Genomic DNA, 15,571 nt, shown 5'->3' with positions numbered 1-15,571 from the left:
GTCGTATTGGCAAGGCCTGCGGCGCTTTGCCCCTCCGGAGGGCCTCGTTATACTGCCCCGCATCTGCCCTACTGAAGACCGAGCCCGCTGTGACCCGGCCCACCTCCGTCAAGCCCGACAATTTCTTCCTGCTGCTCTTCCACGCGCTGCGTCAGCGCCGGGTGCCGATCGCGTTGCGAATCGCCATCCATAGCCTGATGCTGGTGGCCGCCGCCCTGGTGATCTACGCCTGGGTCATGGGCATGCAGTTCAAACAAGCCATGCAGCAGCAGGCCGACGCCCTGGGTCAGAGCCTGACCACCCAGACGGCCTCGTCCGCCACCGAGTTGCTGGTGTCCAACGACATCCTCAGCCTCAACGTGCTGCTCAACAACCTGACCAAGAACCCGCTGGTGGCCCACGCGGCGATCTACAGCGTGGACAACCGCATCCTCGCCGAGTCTGGCACGCGCCCCAAGCAGGGTCTGCTGGGCGACACCGAAGGTCTGTATTCCACCCCCATCACCTTCCAGGAAGTGATCGCCGGTCACCTGCGCATCAGCCTGGACATGCACCAGTTCGAGCAGCCGATGACCGTCAGCCTGCAGAGCATGGGGCTGATCAGCCTGATCCTGCTGCTACTGACCCTGACCCTCAGCCTGCGCCTGGGCCGGCAGATATCCACGCCGCTGCTGCAACTGCGCGTCTGGCTGCGCGACCCGGACGATCCCGCTCCCGGCGCCGGCCTGCAGAACGAGATCGGCGACCTGGCCCGCCAACTGCAATCGCGCCTGGTGCCGGAAAAGCCGCCGGCGCCCGAGCCGGTGATCGTCGCACCTGTCGCCCGCCCGAAACCGACCCTGGACGCCGCGGCCGGCCCGGACGAACACGAATTTGACGAGAACATCTTCTCCGAGGACGAACTGCCGGCACCCGCGCCCCGCCGCACGGACGACAGCGACGACTTCCCCGAAGAAGAACCCGCGACACTCGCCGAAGAGCCTGCCGCCACGGACGAAGAGCCCGAGCTCGAACCGGAGCCGGAGCCCGAACCGCTGTCCAGCGGCACCAGTGCCGTCCTGGCCGTTCAGCTCGGCGCCCAGGAACAACTGCGTCGCCTGCCGCGCGCCCGCCTGGTCGACCTGCTGGAACGCTACCGCGACTGCCTGGAACAGGCTGCGCGCCTGTACAAGGGCACGCTGTACACGCTCAGCGATGGCGGCAGCCTGATCCTCTTCCACAGCCGCGACCAGGACGACGAGTACCTCACCAACGCCCTGTGCTGCGGCGAGCTGATGCGCGCCCTGGGCCACGCCCTGCAGATCGAGGTGGCCGACAGCGGCATCACCCTGCAACTGCAACTGGGCATGACCCTGGGCGAGGATGTCGCCGACCTCGAACAGGCCGAACTGCTGCAGGAGTCGGCGGCACAGGACGCCCTCGCCCTCAGCCAGCACAGCCGCAACCTGCTGCTGGTGGAAAAAACCATCGGCGATGACGAGAAAGTCCGCGAACGGGCACGCATCCGTCCCATCGCCAGCCCGGAAAACGCCTGCTGCGTGGAATGGCTGAAGGAACCCTACCCCTCGATGCTGGAACGCCAGCTCTCGCGTATGCGCGCTCTGCGTACCACATGATGTCGGGGCCGCCAGGCCCCTTGGAACGGACGCCATGACCACCCTGATCACCCATCCCCTGCCCGTGCTGGCCGCGGGACTGGCGCTCGGTTCGCGGGTGATCCCGCCACGCCTCCTGCTGGCCGGCCTGTTCGCCGCCTGCCTGCCCGACTTCGACGTCATCGCCTTCAAGCTCGGCATCGCCTATCAGGACGCGCTGGGGCATCGCGGCTTCAGTCACTCACTGCTGTTTGCCGCCCTGCTCGGCCTGCTCGGCGCCGCCTGTTGCCGCAGGCTCGGCTGTGGCCCGCTGAAGGCCGGCCTGTGGATCGCCCTGGCGACCGCCTCCCACAGCCTGCTCGATGCCATGACCGACGGCGGGTTGGGAGTGGCCTGGTTCTGGCCCTGGAGCGACCGGCGCTACTTCCTGCCGCTGCACCCCATCGAGGTTTCGCCGATTGGCCTGTCGCGCTTCCTGAGCCCGCGCGGTGCGCAGGTACTGCTGTCAGAGGCGCGTTGGGTCTGGATACCCTGCGTGGCCATTGCCCTTGGCGGCATCGCGCTGCGCCGCCTGCTGCGACTGCGCGGCTGACTCGAGCTGCGTCCGAACTTGCTGCAACAGCGACGCCCCCTCCGCCGCGCCCTCGGGCAACTGCGCGGTGTAGCCCTGGAAGCCGGCGAAGCGCGCACGGAAATCCAGGGCGATGTGGAAGCGGTTATCCCAGCCAGCCGAAGGTGCCGGCAGCAATTGGTCGCAACCGCGCAGGTCCTGCTCCGAGGTGCAGCCCTTGAACGCCTTCGGGTAGAACTGCCGCTTCCACAGTACCCAGGGTGACAACGACAAGGCATCGATACGATTGCGCCGCAAGTCCAGCTCCAGCAACTGCAGCAACCCGTTGCCGCCCAGGTACTCGTCCTGGTAGTCCACCATCACCATGTCCACGCTATGCCCCCGGTCGTTGAGCATGCGCGCATGGGCCGAGCCTTCGACGTGCGCACTGAGGGTCAGGAATATCTGATCGTTACGGCGGATCAACTGCTGCCAGAGCAGGGGCCCGCTGTCGCTGCCCTCGCGGGACAGCTGCGGCTGCTCGCCGGCCTTGCGGTACAGAATATTGTGCGACGCGAGGATCACCGGGACGTGCGGATGCGCGTCGATGACCTGCTGCGCCCAGGCCAGCGTGGCCGTCGACGGACTCCAGTCCAGCGCCAACAGGAGGAAGGACTGGCCGTACCGGCGGAACAGGTGGTACTGGCTCAGGCCGAGCGAGTCGCTGCCACCGTAGGTGCTTTGCCAGGCGGCGCGTTGCGGGCCGAAATGGTCCTTGAAACGGTCGCGGAACGAACGCTGGTCATCGGGCGTGGTGGCGCCATGAATGTCCCGGTCGCCGCTCATGATGCTGTAAGGCACGCCACCCTCCTCCAGCACCCGCATCGCGCCGCTGGCGACCTGCCACTGGCTCAGGGTGCCGGCGTTCTGCACCACATCGCCCAGATGCACCACCATCGGCACCTGCAGGGCCTCGGCATTCTTCGTCAGCCACGACGTCTGGGCGAAGAAGGCCAGCGCCGGCTCGTAGGGCAACCCCGCGTAACGCTCATCGCTACGGAACAGACGCAACTCGCGGTGATTGTTCTCGGCGTAGAACTGCGTATCCGGCAGCAGCGGCAGGACGAAGCTCCCCGGCACTGCGGTCACCCGCAACGGCGGCATCGGGTGCTGGCGAAACAACGCCTGATCGTGAGCGATCTGCTCATGGCGGTCAGCCCCCTGGCAGCCGCACAGCAGCAGACCAAGCCCCAGGACGGACAACAGAAACCTCATCGTACGGAACCGAACATGTTGGGGTTGCTCACACGCAGCAGGCAATAGCGGTCATTGTCGAAGCGGCCGCAGAGCAATGGCGCCTCCAGGGCCGGATAGGCAGCCCTCAGTTGGGCGGCGCGCTGCTCGTCCAGCATCAGGTAGTACGGCCCCGCCGACGCGGCGAGCTGCTCGGGACTGCCCGCGAACAGCGGCTGCATGTCGCGATCGAGATTGACCATGAACTTGATCGCCCGTGCGTCGCGTCCCATGCCATAGAGCACCAGCGGCGCCGGGGCCCCGGCCACCGCGGCATCCACCGCCAGGGAGAACTCACGGCTGTCGTACAAGCGCCGCTCCGCCGGCTCGACCACCAGCAGGTAGCCACCCCACAACGCCAGCACCGCGCCGAGCGCGATCAGTTCCGCGCGCCGATCGCGCTGGAACAACCGGGACAGCGAGAACAACTGCAGAACGACCAGACCGCCCACGCACAGCCAGACGCGCCAGCCGAGTGCCTGCAATACCTGCGGATAGCGCCGCCAGCCCAGCCATACCCCCAGCAGCACGAGCAGCGGAAGCACCAGCCAGAGCGCCTGGATCAGACGGCGCAGAAACACGGCCAAACGCCGGTTGCCAACGTAGAACGGATAAGTCGCGACGATCGCCGCCAGCGGCGCCATCGCCAGGATGTAGCGAGCCTTCTTCGCCTGCGGCACCGACAGGCCAACCATCACCACCAGCGCCGCCAGGACGCAGGCGACGACCAGCCGCGACGCCGGATCGCTCTTGCGTCGCCACAGCAGCGCGACGGCCGGCACCGCCAGCGGAAACGCCAGGGCATAGTTGCCCAGCGAACCGCGGAAGTAATACAGCGCATCGCTGGCGCCGGCACTGCCATCCAGCCGGCCCGTGACCTGCATCCGCAGTACCTCCCGGGCAAAAGGCTCGCCTCCGGTCAATCGCGCCAGCGCCAGCAACAGGACGCTGCAGCCCGCCAGGAGCAGCAGCGCCCCCAGGGAAAAACCCAGCAGACAACGCCAGCGGCGATCCAGCAACAACGGGCTACAGGCCATACCGGCCGGCACCACCAGCCCCAGCGGGCCGCGCAGTACGAAACCGGCGAGCAGCAACGGCAGCAGGCGCGCCAGCAATCCACAAAGGGGGTAACGTTCGGCGCGCATCGCGAAGAAGAACGCCAGCATCCCCAGTGCCGCGACCTGCAGATCGACCGACACCGCCCGGGTTTCGCTGAGGAAAGTCGCCGTGAGCAACAGCATCGCCACGCTGAGCAGGGCCCACTGCCGAGAGAGCGGCGCGACCAGGCGATAGGTCAGCCCGACGCTGGCGGCGGAGGCCAGGGCCGTCGGCAGCCAGGCGCTGAAGAGATTGACGCGGCCCAGCGGCAACGATGCCAGGTAGATCAGGAAGGTCGAGGCCCCCGGATAGTCCGGATAAGGCTCGCCATAGGTGGTCGGGAAGAAACCCGGCCCATGTCGCAGCATTTCCTTGGCGAACAGCACGAAACGCGAGTCGAACCCCACCACCGACGCGCCCTGCGCACCCAGCAGAAACAGCACGAGCGCCGCCAGGGCGACGCACAGCGCCTGCCGGGTCAAGGCAGCACCTGCCTGACCGGAAAGAGAAAGCGGAAGTGACGACGACACGCCAGGCCCCTCGCAGGCGCGCTACGGAAGGAGCTCCGTGCGGTCATGACCTGCAAACGGCGCCCTTGATATCACGCAGGGCGTCAAGAAGATGTCAAGCCGGGCGAGGCTCGCCGGGAGCCCGGCCGGCCGCATGAAACACGCCCGGAAACCAGGTTTCCGGGGCGCCGGAGTCAGAAGCGGTAAACCTCGACATCGGTGCGGATCGGCACCACCAGCGGGATTTTCGGCCCCTCGTCCTTGGGCTTGGACTGCTCGCTGTTGGCGACCGACGGCTTGCGTGTCGGCGTGGCCGGCTGCTCGGACAGCGCGGCGGCAACCGGGCGAACGTCCTTGGCCAGTTGGACCGACAACTTGCGCAGCAGATCACCCTGGGCCCGGACCTGGTCCTGGATGCTGCCCGAATGCTCCTCTTCTTCGCGGAACACCCGGCTATCGCGTAGCGCGCCCTTCTGGTCGAGCAGGCGCCAGCGCGCCTCCAGCACCGCCGGCTCCTTTGGGCCGGAATCCAGGCGGCTGATGGTCAGCATGACCTGCACCTGCGGCGTGAAGCCAGGCTTCTCCGGGAACAGGGCCAGACGCGTACTGTCGAGCTGGCTCGACAACAGGCGCAGCAGTTGCTGGCTGACATTGGTTTCCAGACTGCCCGCCCAACGGGCGTCGGTGGACAGGTTGAGAATACCGTCAGCCTGACGCTGAACCATCGTCTCGCGTTTCAGATAATCGGCCAGGGAAACCGGGCCAAGGAGCACAGCGACACCATTGTCGCGGGTCGGAACCGACGCGGCACCTGCATCCAGTTGATACAGCTGGGTCGGTCGATTCACTGTGCAGCCCGCCAACCCGAGGAGGCTGACGAGAGAAAGACATGCCAGGACGCGCAGAGCGCTCATCGTGAATCACCGTCATTCGCCGAATATCGGCGCTACTTTCAACATTTCAAGTAACTTCAGGCAACGCGCCACGGCGCCGGCTGCCAAAAGGATCTATCATCCCTCAACCGACGCCATAGCTCCAGAGGCAGAATGTATCGAGCCGCGTTTCAATCCTGAGACAGCGATTCTACCAGCAGACTGTCCACTCGCTGGAAACCGCGTGGCAATTTATTGCCTCGACGGCCCCTCTCGCCCTTGTAGTGCTCCAGGTCGTCACCCTTGAGGGAGAGCGTCCGCTTGCCCGCCTGCAGCACCAGGGTCGCGCCCGTCGGAAGAACGGCAAGGTCCGTCAGGTACTCTTCCCGACTGGCCACGCGGTCGCCCGGCACGCTGATGATCTTGTTGCCCTTGCCCTTGGCCAGTTGCGGCAGGTCGGACACCTTGAACAGCAGCAGCCTGCCTTCGGTAGTGACGGCGGCGATCCAGTCCTGTTCCAGATCATTCACCGGCCTGGGCGCCATGACCTGCGCGCCGTTGGGCAGGCTGAGCAGCGCCTTGCCGGCCTTGTTCTTGGCCTGCATGTCCTCGCCCTTGGCAACGAAGCCGTAGCCGGCGTCGGAGGCCAGCACGTACAGCGCACTGTCTTCGGGCAACAGCACGCGGTCGAAGGTAGCGCCCGGCGGCGGCGTCAGACGGCCCGTCAACGGCTCGCCCTGGCCACGGGCCGACGGCAGGCTGTGGGCGGCCAGCGAGTAGCTGCGGCCCGTGGAGTCGATGAACACCGCGTACTGGTTGGAACGGCCCGGCGCGGCCGCCTTGAAGCCGTCGCCGGCCTTGTACGACAGGCCGGTGGCATCGATGTCGTGGCCCTTGGCGCAGCGCACCCAGCCCTTCTCGGACAGCACCACGGTCACCGGCTCGGTGGGCATCAGCTCGGTTTCCGACAGGGCGCGGGCTTCGGCGCGGGCGACGATGGGCGAACGGCGGTCGTCACCGTAGGTTTCGGCGTCGGCGATCAGCTCGTCGCGCACCAGTTTGCGCAGCTTGGCGTTGGAACCCAGGATCGCCAGCAGCTTGGCGCGCTCCTTGGCCAGCTCGTCCTGCTCGCCGCGGATCTTCATCTCTTCCAGGCGCGCCAGCTGACGCAGGCGGGTGTCGAGGATGTAGTCGGCCTGCAGCTCGGAGAGCTCGAAGCGCTGCATCAGGACCGGCTTGGGTTGGTCCTCGGTGCGGATGATGTGGATGACTTCGTCGAGGTTGAGGAAGGCGACCAGCAAGCCTTCCAACAGGTGCAGGCGCTTCTCGACCTTGTCCAGGCGGAACTGCAGGCGGCGGCGCACGGTGTCGGTGCGGTAGGTCAGCCACTCGCTGAGCACCTGGCGCAGGTCCTTGACCTGGGGTTTGCCGTCCAGGCCGATGACGTTCATGTTCACCCGGTATGAGCTTTCCAGGTCGGTGGTGGCGAACAGGTGGGTCATCAGCTCTTCGGCATCCACGCGGTTGGAGCGCGGAATGATGACGATGCGGGTCGGGTTCTCGTGGTCCGACTCGTCGCGCAGGTCGGCCACCATCGGCAGCTTCTTGGCCTGCATCTGGCCTGCGATCTGCTCCAGCACCTTGGCCCCGGAGACCTGGTGCGGCAGCGCGGTGACCACGATGTCGCCGTCTTCGACGCGGTACACGGCGCGCATGCGCACCGAGCCACGGCCGGTTTCGTAGATCTTCTGCAGGTCGGCACGGGGGGTGATGATTTCCGCTTCGGTGGGGAAATCCGGGCCCTGGACGTGCTCCATCAGGTCGGGGATGGTCGCTTGCGGCTCATCCAGCAGGCGGATGCAGGCAGCCGCCACTTCGCGCAGGTTGTGCGGCGGAATGTCGGTGGCCATGCCCACGGCGATACCGGTGGTGCCGTTGAGCAGCAGGTTCGGCAGCCGCGCCGGCAGCACCGCCGGTTCGTTCATCGTGCCGTCGAAGTTCGGCACCCAGTCCGCGGTGCCCTGGCCCAGTTCGGACAGCAGGGTCTCGGCGTAGCGCGACAGCCGGGCCTCGGTGTAACGCATGGCGGCGAAGGACTTGGGATCGTCCGGCGCACCCCAGTTGCCCTGGCCATCCACCAGCGGGTAGCGGTAGGAGAACGGCTGGGCCATCAGCACCATCGCTTCGTAGCAGGCCGAATCGCCATGCGGATGGTACTTGCCCAGCACGTCGCCGACGGTCCGCGCCGACTTCTTGTGCTTGGCGTCCGCGTCCAGGCCCAGTTCGCTCATGGCGTAGACGATGCGCCGCTGCACGGGCTTCAGGCCGTCGCCGATGTGCGGCAGGGCGCGGTCCATGATCACGTACATGGAATAGTTCAGGTAAGCCTGTTCGGTGAAGTCGGCCAGTGACCGGCGCTCCACGCCCTCCAGACTCAGATCGAGGGTTTCGCTCATGCGTGCCTCACGGTGTAGATCGCTGGCGCAGCACCAGGGTGCCGTCCTGCTGGGTGAAATCCAGTTGTCTGAGGGCGCTCATGCCGAGCAGCACCTCGTCGCCTTCCATGCCCGGCGCGATCAGCGCGGACACGTCGTTCAAGCGGATGTCGCCAAGCTGCAACGAAGACAGGCGCGTACGCCAGCCCTCGCTGCGACCGTTGGCGGTATTCAGGGTGATCGGCGCCCCCAGTGGCAGCCCCAGGCGTCGGGCCAGTGGCTGCGGGATGGCGACCTGGGTGGCGCCGGTGTCGAGCATGAAGGTCACCGGCGTACCGTTGATCCTCCCGTCCACCACATAGTGGCCGGCGCGATTGCCGAGCAGGCGCACCTCCACGTAGCCGTTGCCCTTGACCGACCGCGGTTGCGGGTTCGGGTTGTGCTGGCGATCTTCCCAGGCGCCGAAATAGCGGGTGGCGAGCAGGATGCCCGCGCCCCAGGCGAGGAACATCATGATCTTGCCGATCCGCCGCCCCGGCACCGCGTCGCTCATTTGCCACCGAGCCAGCCGCCGGTCGGCGCGGCGAAGCGCAGTACATAGGGCCGCGAATCACCGTCGGCGCGAGCGTGCTCGCCGTTGTCCAGGCCGATCCAGGCGCCCTTGTCGTCGATCAGCAGCGCCTCGGCCACGCCGTACGGCAGGTCATAGCGCCGCTCCGGCGCCAGCGCACCGGCGGCGAACGACCAGCATTGCTCCTGCGCACCGGTATCGGCGTTGCGCCGGCAGATCTGATGGGCCAGGCGCTCGAGGGTGAACAGCTTGTCCTTGTACAGTGCCAGGTCGGAGAAATCGATGGGCAGCGGGCGGTCGCTACCCAGCTCCGGCGGCGGCTGTATCACGCCGCCCTCGCTGAGCAGCACGCAATTGCCGTCGCACTTCCAGGTGCCGTTGTCGTTGCGCATCCGCAGCAAGCCGCGGCGCTGACGCTCCGCCGCCAACCACAGGTGCTTGCCGTCCGGGCTGATCGCCAGGCCTTCGTACAGTGCGTTGAAGCTCATCAGCAGGCCGCTGGCCCGCGCCTGGCGCAGCAGGCTCTGCGGCAACGGCAGCCAGGACGCCTCGCCGGCGACCGGCAGCAGCAGGACAGCCGCGTAGCCTTCGCTGACCAGGTAACGGTTGCCCGACTGATCGCAACCGATGGCTTCGAAGTCCATCGCACCGCCGCGCATCAGGCTGCCCACGCTGACCCGCGCGCGCATGCCCCAGGACAGCCCGCTCTCCGGCACGCCGGGCGGCACGAACGGCTCGGCGCTGGCCTGCCAGGTCTTGCCGGATTGCTCGTCGGGCAGCAGACGGTAGATGCGGTCGTCGTCACGGTCGGACGCCGCCCACAGCTCACCGCCGCAACTCGCCAGCCCCGACAGATTGCCGCTGGGCATCCCGTCCACCGGGTGCTCGGAGACGAACTGCAGCGTGTTCGGCACCGCCACGGGCACGGTATCGGCCAGGGCAACGCCGGCGCACAGGCCGAGGGCGGCCAGCAGCCAGCGCATCAGGCGAAGTCCGCCAGGTTGCCCTTGGTTTCCAGCCAGGACTTGCGGTCGCCGGCGCGTTTCTTGGCCAGCAGCATGTCCATGATCTCCACGGTGCTTTCGGCGTCTTCCAGGGTCAGTTGCACCAGGCGGCGGGTGTTCGGATCCATGGTGGTTTCGCGCAACTGCGGCGGGTTCATCTCGCCCAAGCCCTTGAATCGGGTAACCTGCGGCTTGCCACGGCGCTTTTCGGCGGCCAGGCGGTCGAGGATGCCGTCGCGCTCGGCCTCGTCGAGGGCGTAGAAGACTTCCTTGCCCAGGTCGATACGGAACAGCGGCGGCATGGCGACGTAGACGTGGCCGGCTTCCACCAGCGGACGGAAGTGGCGGACGAACAGCGCGCACAGCAGGGTGGCGATGTGCAGGCCGTCGGAGTCGGCGTCGGCGAGGATGCAGATCTTGCCGTAGCGCAGCTGGGTCAGGTCGGCCGCGCCCGGATCGACACCGATGGCCACGGCGATGTCGTGGACTTCCTGGCTGGCGAGCACTTCGCCGCCGTCCACTTCCCAGGTGTTCAGGATCTTCCCGCGCAGCGGCATGATCGCCTGGAATTCCTTGTCGCGCGCCTGCTTGGCCGAACCGCCGGCGGAGTCACCCTCCACCAGGAACAGCTCGGAACGCATCGGGTCCTGCCCCGCGCAATCCGCCAGCTTGCCGGGCAGCGCCGGGCCCTGGGTGATCTTCTTGCGCTCGACCTTCTTGCCCGCCTTGAGGCGACGGCCAGCGTTGCTGATGGCCAGTTCGGCCAGCTGCAGGCCCAGCTCGGGGTGGGCGTTGAGCCACAGGCTGAAGGCATCCTTGACCACGCCGGAGACGAACGCGGCGGCCTCGCGGGAGGACAGGCGCTCCTTGGTCTGGCCGGAGAACTGCGGCTCCTGCATCTTCATCGAGAGGACGAAGGCGATGCGCTCCCAGACGTCTTCCGGGGCCAGCTTCACGCCGCGCGGCAGCAGGTTGCGGAATTCGCAGAACTCGCGCATCGCATCCAGCAGGCCCTGGCGCAGGCCGTTGACGTGGGTGCCGCCCTGGGCAGTGGGAATCAGGTTGACGTAGCTTTCCTGCAGCGACTCGCCACCCTCGGGCAGCCACAGCAGGGCCCAGTCCACCGCTTCCTTGTTGCCGGCCAGCACGCCGCAGAACGGCTCGTCGGGCAGGCGCAGGTGCTCGGCGACGGAATCGACCAGGTAGGAACGCAGGCCGTCCTCGTAGTGCCACTCGACACGCTCGCCGGTGTTCTTGTCCTCGAAGCTGACTTCCAGCCCCGGGCAGAGCACGGCCTTGGCCTTGAGCACGTGCTTGAGGCGGCTGACGGAGAACTTGTGCGAATCGAAGTACTTGGCGTCCGGCCAGAAGTGCACGCTGGTGCCGGTGTTGCGCTTGCCGACGCTGCCGACCACTTCCAGGTCGCTGGACTTGAAGCCGTCGGCGAAGGTCATGCGGTATTCGTTGCCATCGCGCTTGACCCGCACTTCCACCAGGGTCGACAGCGCGTTCACCACCGAGATGCCCACGCCGTGCAGGCCGCCGGAGAACTGGTAGTTCTTGTTGGAGAACTTGCCGCCGGCGTGCAGCTTGGTGAGGATCAGTTCGACACCCGGCACGCCCTCTTCGGGGTGGATATCCACCGGCATGCCGCGACCGTCGTCGATCACTTCCAGCGAGTTGTCCGCGTGGAGGATCACCTGCACGCTCTTGGCGTGGCCGGCGAGGGCTTCGTCGACGCTGTTGTCGATGACTTCCTGGGCCAGGTGGTTGGGACGGGTGGTGTCGGTGTACATGCCCGGGCGCTTGCGCACCGGATCGAGGCCGGACAGGACTTCGATGGCTTCTGCGGTATAGGCGTTCTGCTGGGCCATAGGTCCCTACTTAGTCAGAGGAAATTCGTTCAAAGGTCGAGAAGTCTACGTCGCGCCACAGGCCGGAGGGTATACCGGCGAAGGCCAGCAGCGCCGGCAGGTGGCTGACGAAGCGCTGGAAACTGTGATCGCCACCCGCCTCGATGCGCAGGGCACAGGCACGGTAATAGCGCTCGGCAGCGCGGTAATCGAGGGTTTCGTCGGCGGTCTGCAGCCACACCTGGTAGCGCGAGCCATCGGTCGGCGCCGGAACTTCCAGCTCAGCCAGGGCCTGGATGTGATCGCGCGTCAGTTCCCAGGCCTCGCCGCTGTAATAGTTGGTCTGCGGCCCGAGCTGGCCGTCGAACAGCCGGTGCGGCGCCACCGCCGGGTTGACCAGGACCGCCTTCAGGCCATGACGCTCGGCCAGGCAGGTCGCGTAGTAGCCGCCCAGGGAGCTGCCGATCAGCAGCGGCTGGCCGAGCTCCGCCAGCACCGACTCCAACTGCGCCACAGCCTGACGCGGATGATGGTGCAACGCCGGAACACGCACCTCTGCGTCCAGCCCCAGGCGCTGCAGGGCGGCCACGAACTGGCGCGCCTTCTGCGAAGCGGGCGAGCTGTTGAAACCGTGGATATAGAGGAATGCAGTCATGGGCCGGGAGGCTACAAGCTGCAAGCGGCATGCCGCAAGTGCATCGAGCCGAGGATGGCGACTCGTACGAGGCCCGGCCTCAATAACCCTTGACGCTGTAATCGACCTCGAAGTCGATGCCGGTCACCCGCGAGACGCCGGTTTCCAGCAAGCCATCGGGATGCAGGCGCAACCAGCGGTAACCCGGTGCGGGGCTGTCGACGCAGAAATCCTCGCTGCCCGGCGTGAACTGCACGCAGGTGGACGGCGAAGCCAGCAGGCGCACATCGCCGCGCAGGCGGTCGATCTCCTGATGCACATGGCCCCAGAGCAGGCAGCGAACGTTCGGGTAGCGGTCGAGCACGGCGAACAGTCGCTGCGGATTGTGGATCCCGATACGGTCCATCCACTGGCTGCCGATGGGCACCGGATGGTGGTGGAAACTGATCAGCAGGTGCTTGTCCGGCGCGGCCTGGATGGCCCGTTCGAGCAGGTCGAGCTGCGCATCGTTCATCTGCCCCGGCACGGCGCCCGGAATGGTGGAGTCGAGCAGGATGACACGCCAGGCGCCCAGGTCGATCACCGGCTCCAGCAGGTCGGTGCCCGCCGTCGCTTCGCGCATCAGGTCGAGTTCGTCGTGGTTGCCGGGGAACCAGCGGATCGGCGCAGCGATGGGCGCGGTGAGCTCACGGAAGCGCTGGTAGGACTCCAGGCTGCCATCCTGCGACAGATCGCCGGTGGCCAGCACCAGGTCGATGGCCGGCTGCTCGTCACGTACGAGGCGGACCACCTGATTCAGGCTGTCGGCCGTATCCATGCCCAGCAAACGGCCATCGGACTCGGCGAACAGATGGCTGTCGGACAGCTGGACCAACAGGACCGATGCGCTATCGGAGGGGTATGCAGGCACTGGAGGCAATGCGCCTTCTCCTGTGAGGCGGGCGTCCACGAATGAGTGATGAGTATGGTGACAGCCACGCTCCCGAGCAAACCGGGAAAGCGTCACAGATCACATTCAGGGATACGCGGCGGACGACGAGTGGGCAGTATACATGGCACGAAGCCATCACCACGATATCAGCGCTGCAGCACCGGCTCCAGCTCGTGGCCGCAGGACAGGCAATGGCTCAGCCACTCGCCGAGGAACAGGTTCAACTGGTTCTTCTCGTCCGGCTGGTGCATCGCCTGGTTCGGATAAGGGTATATCGCCAGCAGGCGGCGCGCTTGCTCGGCGCCGACCACTTCGGCCATGCGCGCGTCGTGGTACACCCGCACTTCCAGCCTGGGCGCCGGCAGCCAGGGCAGGCCCAGCTCCTGGCGCACCTGCAGCACGGTGGTATAGGGGCAGGCTTCCACCACGTCCAGCGCCAGCACGCCGAGCAGGCGCTCGCCTTCGCTGAGCGCCACGCGGCGCGAGACCCGGGTCTCGCGCATCTCGGGCAACAAGCGCATCAGGCGCAAGTAATTCGCCTCGCAGGTCGCCTGCAATCCCGCCAGGTCGACGCGATAGCGCTCGCGCAACAGATTCACACCCATAACCCCCGCACCTCGGCGCGGTTCAGCGCCAGCCATTGCAGGGCGAGCATGCTCGCCGCGTTGTTGATGCGTCCGTCGCGCACGGCCTGCAGCGCCTCCTCGAAGGCCAGCACGTGCACACGGATATCCTCACCCTCTTCCGCCAGGCCGTGAATGCCCGCCGCCGTGCTGCTGTCGCAGCGGCCGACGAACAGGTGCACCAGTTCGTTGCTGCCGCCGGGCGACGGCAGGTACTGGCTGATCGGCCAGAGCGCGCCGAGGGCCAGGTCGGCCTCTTCCACCGCTTCGCGGCGGGCGACCTCCTCGGGCTCCTCGTCCTTGTCGATCAGGCCGGCAACCAGTTCCAGCAGCCAGGGATTGACCCCGGCGTCCATCGCGCCGACGCGGAACTGCTCGATCAGCACCACTTCATCGCGCTGCGGGTCGTAGGGCAGCACGCAGACGGCGTTGTGACGCACGAACAACTCGCGGGTCAGCACCGGCCCCATGCCACCGGCGAACTGGCGATGCCGCAGGTGCAGCCGGTCGAGCTTGTAGAAGCCCTTGAAGCACTGCTCGCGCTTCTGGATCTCGACATCCTGGGGGCCTGGTTTGAACGTGTCCGACATCCCGTTCCACTCACTGATCGATTGAACTTCGCGCCATCCTATCGCGCCGCTTGAGGCGGCGCAGCCTCTTTCTCGGACCGCCCGGCGGGCTGACCGGGCGTGCGCCCGAACCCTGCCGCCAGACGGCCGACTGGTTCATACTGCCCGCCGAACCGGCGGCTGCGATGACGGTCCAACCCGCCCAAGTCCGCGACGACAAGGAATCCCATGCGTCTTCTGAAACTCGCTGCCCTCGGCAGCCTCTGTCTGTTACTGGGGGCTTGTCAGAGCCTGTTCAAGCCCGGCCTCGACGAGCCGCTGCCCGGTCGTCACACCGCCTTCGAGCACCTCCAGGCCGGCTGCCAGGGCGAGCAGTGCCCGCTGTTCAACCTCGATACCCTCAGCTTCGACGACGAGCCGGCGCTCAACGCCGCGATCGATAGCCAGTTGCTGGCGCTCGCGCGCAGCCCTGAGGGCGCCGTGCCGGCCAGCCTGGAGGTCTACGAGAAGCGCTTCCTGGACAGCGCCCAGCCTGGCTGGAGCAGCTACCTGCAAGCCAAGATCCGCGAACAGCATGACGGTCTGGTGATCATCGAGCTGTCCAGCTATCGCTTCACCGGCGGCGAGTACGGCCAGCCGGGTCGCGCTTTCATCAATTATGACCGGCGTCTGCACAAGGTGCTGACGTTGCAGGACATTCTTCTGCCCGGCCAGGAGGAGGCGTTCTGGAAGACCGCCCGACTGGCGCACCAGGCGTGGGTCCTGCAGAACAAGCTGGATGAGCAGGATCCGAATTTTTCCAGGGACTGGCCGTTCCAGACCACCCCGCACTTCGCCCTGACCTTCGGCGCCTTGACGCTCAAGTACGACATCGACCGCATCGCGCCGCACTCGGTCGGGCATCCGGAGCTGAAGCTTCCCTATCCCCGCCTGAACGGCATCGTCAAGCCGTATTACTTCCCGGGGCGCGGGGCTCAGTAAAGAGTCGCTTCGCGAGCAAGCTCGCTCCTACAGGTTAGCCTCTGTGCCGAGCC

At 66.7% G+C, this 15,571-nt stretch carries 14 protein-coding genes; 3 read left to right on the top strand and 11 right to left on the bottom strand.

What is annotated here, in order from left to right:
- Positions 1–89: 89 nt before the first annotated feature.
- Together ACYCAX_RS16520 and ACYCAX_RS16515 are read left to right on the top strand one after the other, a co-directional pair.
- Positions 90–1,616, top strand: a complete 1,527-nt coding sequence (locus tag ACYCAX_RS16520) for an AhpA/YtjB family protein (RefSeq protein WP_294976196.1) — start codon at positions 90–92, stop codon at positions 1,614–1,616.
- 34 nt (positions 1,617–1,650) lie between these two features.
- Entirely contained in the window at positions 1,651–2,187 is a 537-nt protein-coding gene (locus ACYCAX_RS16515) for a metal-dependent hydrolase (protein ID WP_015479164.1), read from the top strand.
- Here ACYCAX_RS16515 and ACYCAX_RS16510 read toward each other — a convergent pair.
- From ACYCAX_RS16510 to ACYCAX_RS16460, 11 genes are all read right to left on the bottom strand, one after another.
- Positions 2,101–3,420 carry a metallophosphoesterase family protein gene (locus tag ACYCAX_RS16510; RefSeq protein ID WP_460248407.1) on the bottom strand — a complete coding sequence of 440 codons (1,320 nt, stop codon included), beginning with the start codon at positions 3,418–3,420 and terminating at the stop codon, positions 2,101–2,103. The two genes, ACYCAX_RS16515 and ACYCAX_RS16510, sit on opposite strands and share 87 nt — an antisense overlap.
- A complete protein-coding gene (locus ACYCAX_RS16505) occupies positions 3,417–5,018 on the bottom strand; it encodes an ArnT family glycosyltransferase (protein ID WP_460248406.1) in 1,602 nt (533 codons plus the stop codon). The genes ACYCAX_RS16510 and ACYCAX_RS16505 overlap by 4 nt, the downstream gene beginning before the upstream one ends.
- Before the next feature lie 221 nt (positions 5,019–5,239).
- Entirely contained in the window at positions 5,240–5,959 is a 720-nt protein-coding gene (locus tag ACYCAX_RS16500) for a PqiC family protein (protein ID WP_041712217.1), read from the bottom strand.
- 149 nt (positions 5,960–6,108) lie between these two features.
- Positions 6,109–8,373, bottom strand: coding sequence for a DNA topoisomerase IV subunit A (gene parC / locus ACYCAX_RS16495; RefSeq protein ID WP_460248405.1), 2,265 nt, complete (start codon positions 8,371–8,373; stop codon positions 6,109–6,111).
- A 7-nt stretch (positions 8,374–8,380) separates the two neighbouring features.
- Positions 8,381–8,905 carry a retropepsin-like aspartic protease family protein gene (locus ACYCAX_RS16490; protein WP_460248404.1) on the bottom strand — a complete coding sequence of 175 codons (525 nt, stop codon included), beginning with the start codon at positions 8,903–8,905 and terminating at the stop codon, positions 8,381–8,383.
- On the bottom strand, positions 8,902–9,906 hold the full coding sequence (locus tag ACYCAX_RS16485) for an esterase-like activity of phytase family protein (protein ID WP_460248403.1): 1,005 nt from the start codon (positions 9,904–9,906) through the stop codon (positions 8,902–8,904). Before ACYCAX_RS16485 ends, ACYCAX_RS16490 begins: the two co-directional genes overlap by 4 nt.
- A complete protein-coding gene (gene parE / locus ACYCAX_RS16480; RefSeq protein WP_460248402.1) occupies positions 9,906–11,801 on the bottom strand; it encodes a DNA topoisomerase IV subunit B in 1,896 nt (631 codons plus the stop codon). The genes ACYCAX_RS16485 and parE overlap by 1 nt, the downstream gene beginning before the upstream one ends.
- Positions 11,802–11,811: 10 nt before the next feature.
- Positions 11,812–12,435, bottom strand: a complete 624-nt coding sequence (locus ACYCAX_RS16475; protein ID WP_294980351.1) for a YqiA/YcfP family alpha/beta fold hydrolase — start codon at positions 12,433–12,435, stop codon at positions 11,812–11,814.
- A 79-nt stretch (positions 12,436–12,514) separates the two neighbouring features.
- Positions 12,515–13,333, bottom strand: coding sequence for a 3',5'-cyclic-AMP phosphodiesterase (gene cpdA, locus ACYCAX_RS16470; protein ID WP_015479173.1), 819 nt, complete (start codon positions 13,331–13,333; stop codon positions 12,515–12,517).
- A 158-nt stretch (positions 13,334–13,491) separates the two neighbouring features.
- Positions 13,492–13,950 (bottom strand): DUF1249 domain-containing protein, encoded by a 459-nt coding sequence (locus tag ACYCAX_RS16465; RefSeq protein ID WP_015479174.1) that lies wholly within the window; start codon positions 13,948–13,950, stop codon positions 13,492–13,494.
- Positions 13,941–14,558 (bottom strand): NUDIX domain-containing protein, encoded by a 618-nt coding sequence (locus tag ACYCAX_RS16460; RefSeq protein ID WP_460248401.1) that lies wholly within the window; start codon positions 14,556–14,558, stop codon positions 13,941–13,943. The genes ACYCAX_RS16465 and ACYCAX_RS16460 overlap by 10 nt, the downstream gene beginning before the upstream one ends.
- 207 nt (positions 14,559–14,765) lie before the next feature.
- On the opposite strand from ACYCAX_RS16460, the gene ACYCAX_RS16455 reads away from it, so the two are divergent.
- Positions 14,766–15,518, top strand: coding sequence for an RsiV family protein (locus ACYCAX_RS16455; RefSeq protein ID WP_294980343.1), 753 nt, complete (start codon positions 14,766–14,768; stop codon positions 15,516–15,518).
- Positions 15,519–15,571 lie beyond the last annotated feature (53 nt).

The sequence above is a fragment of the Pseudomonas sp. MT3 genome (assembly GCF_054720805.1).
Note: the sequence above shows the minus strand (reverse complement) of the source record. Positions and strands in the feature narration are given on the sequence as shown.

Excerpts from the sequence above, each read along its gene's own strand:
- ACYCAX_RS16490 (WP_460248404.1), bottom strand. The coding sequence starts at position 8,905 with ATGAGCGACGCGGTGCCGGGGCGGCGGATCGGCAAGATCATGATGTTC.
- ACYCAX_RS16465 (WP_015479174.1), bottom strand. The coding sequence starts at position 13,950 with ATGGGTGTGAATCTGTTGCGCGAGCGCTATCGCGTCGACCTGGCGGGA.
- ACYCAX_RS16455 (WP_294980343.1), top strand. The coding sequence starts at position 14,766 with ATGCGTCTTCTGAAACTCGCTGCCCTCGGCAGCCTCTGTCTGTTACTG.
- parC (WP_460248405.1), bottom strand. The coding sequence starts at position 8,373 with ATGAGCGAAACCCTCGATCTGAGTCTGGAGGGCGTGGAGCGCCGGTCA.
- ACYCAX_RS16460 (WP_460248401.1), bottom strand. The coding sequence starts at position 14,558 with ATGTCGGACACGTTCAAACCAGGCCCCCAGGATGTCGAGATCCAGAAG.
- ACYCAX_RS16510 (WP_460248407.1), bottom strand. The coding sequence starts at position 3,420 with ATGAGGTTTCTGTTGTCCGTCCTGGGGCTTGGTCTGCTGCTGTGCGGC.
- parE (WP_460248402.1), bottom strand. The coding sequence starts at position 11,801 with ATGGCCCAGCAGAACGCCTATACCGCAGAAGCCATCGAAGTCCTGTCC.
- ACYCAX_RS16475 (WP_294980351.1), bottom strand. The coding sequence starts at position 12,435 with ATGACTGCATTCCTCTATATCCACGGTTTCAACAGCTCGCCCGCTTCG.
- ACYCAX_RS16500 (WP_041712217.1), bottom strand. The coding sequence starts at position 5,959 with ATGAGCGCTCTGCGCGTCCTGGCATGTCTTTCTCTCGTCAGCCTCCTC.
- ACYCAX_RS16485 (WP_460248403.1), bottom strand. The coding sequence starts at position 9,906 with ATGCGCTGGCTGCTGGCCGCCCTCGGCCTGTGCGCCGGCGTTGCCCTG.
- ACYCAX_RS16515 (WP_015479164.1), top strand. The coding sequence starts at position 1,651 with ATGACCACCCTGATCACCCATCCCCTGCCCGTGCTGGCCGCGGGACTG.